Origin of the sequence: uncultured Nostoc sp. (assembly GCF_964247315.1) — a bacterium.
Lineage (GTDB): Bacteria > Cyanobacteriota > Cyanobacteriia > Cyanobacteriales > Nostocaceae > Nostoc.
The window spans coordinates 1-3,570 of sequence record NZ_CAXTTT010000239.1; the positions used below are offsets into that span (position 1 = coordinate 1).

Annotated in this window: 2 protein-coding genes and 1 pseudogene; all 3 read right to left on the reverse strand. The window is 38.4% G+C overall.

Annotation, left to right across the window (positions count from 1 at the left end):
* A pseudogene (locus ACFE93_RS34195) lies at positions 1 to 698 on the reverse strand (abortive phage infection protein); the annotation flags it as partial.
* Positions 699 to 1,262: 564 nt separating this feature from the next.
* The gene (locus ACFE93_RS34200; RefSeq protein WP_375480518.1) at positions 1,263 to 2,525 is read right to left on the reverse strand and encodes a CHAT domain-containing protein; all 1,263 of its coding nucleotides are present in this window, start codon (positions 2,523 to 2,525) and stop codon (positions 1,263 to 1,265) included.
* 312 nt (positions 2,526 to 2,837) lie between these two features.
* The coding region (locus ACFE93_RS34205; protein ID WP_375480520.1) for a tetratricopeptide repeat protein at positions 2,838 to 3,570 on the reverse strand (733 nt) is incomplete at its 5' end.

Sequence of the window (3,570 nt, forward strand, 5' to 3'; positions counted from 1 at the left end):
AACTCGCGAATATTGTTGTCTTTTTCCCATCTTTTTGCCAAATTGGGATGCTCCCATTTTGTTTGACCCCAATCGAAAAGACACACATCTAAATTTATCGGGTTGCCTGATGCTCCTTGAGATATTATGCTATATATATTTGACTGGTTAATAATTTTCTTACTAACAATATCTATTGGATCGTTCATCTCCTCTAATAAATCATCAAGTTCTCTTTGAGGCTCATCTGCTAAGGGAGTTTGACCTGAATAGACAAGAATTATTTCAAACCTTGTTCCTGCATCGTTTAATGCCTCTTCAATATCTTTAGTCTTGTTATTAAATTTTGAGTTAAATCTGTCATATCTAGCATTAACCAAATCTTTAAATCCTCTAGTAAATTTCATCACTTCATCTGCTTTAATACTTCCTTTACTGTCTTGTTTCCACTTGGATTGTAATATATACATTACTTTTTCTCTTCTATCAAAATAAATGGAATCTATTCCATTATCCTGTCCACCATCAACTATTGATTTTGATGCTTCTTGAGGAGAAATATTTGCTAAAACCATTAGTGTAAATGCAGCTAGACTTCTTGTTAAGAAAATTAACTCTCTGTCTGTTTCAGATTTATTTTGATAATCTGACAAGTCAATCAAACCATTAAATGTTCTTTGAAGGTATGACTTTATTTGACGTAGGTGGATTTCACTCATAATGTTGCTAGATGTAATTAACTTTGATGTTATCGGTTCAAATTTTTAGAGGTTTGTCTGTAGTATAAAAACGTTGTAATAAATATACATTCGGGTTTTTGCGATCGCATTTAGATAATTTTACCCTTTACTGCAAATCCAGCGAATACTTACTTAAGTATTAATAAATATATTATACTTATAATCATTGCCATAAAAATGGCTTCTGCAAGCCATAGAACTTATTCAGAAGCCAGTAGACGCTAATGTATAAGTATAAAAAAGTTGTACAATTTAAGCGCCTACAAGCATTATTCTATCGTTAGCTACTCAGAACTTTTGAAAAAATAAAGTCGTACAATTTTATCATGCTACCATCCAAAAACAAATAAAAAAGTTGTATAATTTTGCAAACGTTTTCCTTGTAAGAATTTGGGAATATTTTCTCCAAGATTTAGTGGCGATCGCATTCCAAGTACAAAGCTGAATCAACAGCTTGAGTTTGCGAGGGATGCGATCGCACTCTATTTCACTTTACCTGTAGCCATTAGCATAGAGCGAGCGCCTAACCTTCTCAAAACCAATTTACTTCTCTATCCCTGTCCAATCACCAGAGGGTATAAATGCTGCCCAATAATAAGGATGCTGATACTTTTCACCACCCAGCATCTCTAGTTGTGTTTGGTGCAGTGCGTCACTCCGTCCCTTGTTCTGTAGCAATTTTTTGTAGTAGGCTACCATCAAGTCTTTGGTAGCATCATCTGCTACTTTCCACAAGCTAATCATCTGGCTTTCAGAGCCTGCAATTACCAAAGCGCGACGCAAGCCATAAATGCCTTCACCAGCAGAGATGTTTCCCAAACCTGTATCACAGGCGGATAGTACGACCAGTTTTGTGCCTGTCAGATTCAGTGCAGTTGTTTCTAAAGCAGTGAGAATGCCATCTTCGCCGCCGCTCTGACGAGGCTTCAAGCCAGCAAAAACTAATCCTGACAGCAGTAATGGATTATCATTCAGAGTAGTTTGCTCTGCTGTTTGTAGAGTATTTTCAAAAAAACCATGAGTAGCAATATGCAAAATCTTTGGGCTGTTAATCTGTTTAACAGCACCTTCAGTAGCTTTAGTACCTGTCAAAGGCTTGACTTTTAAGAGAATCGAAATTGCTTTAGCTTCTTCAGCAGTGCCTATTAGACGAGAAAATGTTCTCTGCGACAGGTTAATAGAACGGCTATTTTTTATATCAATAGTATTAGCATTAGGTTGACGGGCAACTACTTCACCGGGACTATTAAAATTGGGATCAGCGACAATGACTGGTGGCTGTTTACTGGCAGATTGGTTTTGCAGTCTGAGCAAATCTCTTCCAGAAGTAAGGTAAGTGAAAGAATAGTTCTCAACTAAATAGTGGTCATTTTCATCGACTAGTGCTTCAAAGGGAATGAGGTTAAGTTCACTGTCTGGAGACAGTAGGACTTTGTGAGTATTGCCCAAGAGTTTACGTACAGGCTGCATGATGATTTTATCCAACTCACGAGCCGATTGTTTAACTTGGGTGATGGGAGTGTCTTTATCTTGCAAATCATCGCGGAATAATTCTAGGGTTTTTTGAATTGTTTCAGCATCGCCTAAGTCAATGCCTTTGGGTTCACCTTTTGCAGGGAGGACATATACTGCATAACGAGGTTTGCCAAAACTTTCGTTAGGAACCGCCTTGGGTGTAAAGGGTCTGTACTGAAATAGTTCCACCAATGCACCATCAGCAGGAATTAATCGCTGAATATTTTCTAAAGTTACTGGTTGAGATAGAGAGCGAAATTCTGCACTGCGACGACTCAGCTTGTCTTCCAATTCTTTTACTCTATCTTCAAGGGATGCAACTTGAGTCCGATACTGCTCAAGAGAAAGTTTACCTGGACGGTTGAAAATAAGGTTAGCAAGTTGAGTGTTTATATCAGATAACTTATTTAGTAAAGTCTGACTTTGTAAATCAAGACGCAGAATTTGCTTACTATTGGTGAGGATATCTAGGATGCGTCCTTTACGTTGTAAAACAGTACTAAGAGCTAAACGAGCAGATGTAGGGTTGTTAGCAGCATAATTGAGATGAAGTGAAATGGTAGCGTATGTGCTAGCAGAGATGGTTTCTATATAATCACGTTTCTAACGCTCAAAGCCATTGACAAGATTGAGAGATAAATTGTGTTCTTCAACCTTCAGTGCTTGTCCTTGAAAGTCGATGGCACGGTTAATGTCATTTTGTGCCAAATGTAGGCGAGCCAAGTTATTCAGGCTATATGCGACATTAGGATGTTCATCCCCTAGCGAGCGTTTTAGCAATTTTAAAGCTTGATGATAAAAGGGTTCAGCTTCTCTGTAACGCCCTTGGCGCTCGTAAATTACTGCTAAATTGTTCAAGCTAGTTGCAATATCAGGATGCTCATTTCCTAACAAGCGTTTCTTTAGTGCTAAAGCTTGGCGATAGAGGGCTTCAGCTTCACTGTAGCGTCCTTGGTTTTCGTATAATAGTGCTAAATTATTCAGGCTAGTTGCAATATAAGGATGCTCATTTCCTAACAAACGTTTCCATAGTTCTAAAGCTTGGCGATAGAGGGCTTCAGCTTCACTGTATCGTCCCTCCTCCCTGTACAGTTCTGCCAAATTATTTATACTAACGGCAATATAAGGATGTTCTTCCTTAAATAAGCGTTTCCATAGTTCTAAAGCTTGGCTATAGAGAGGTTCAGCTTCACTGTAGCGTCCCTGCTCCTTGTACAGACCTGCCAGATTATTCAAGCTAGTTGCCACATCGGGATGTTCCTTCCCAAGCAAGCGTTTTCTTAGTTCTAAAGCTTGGCGATATAGGGGTTCAGCTTCTGTATAATTTCCTTGATCT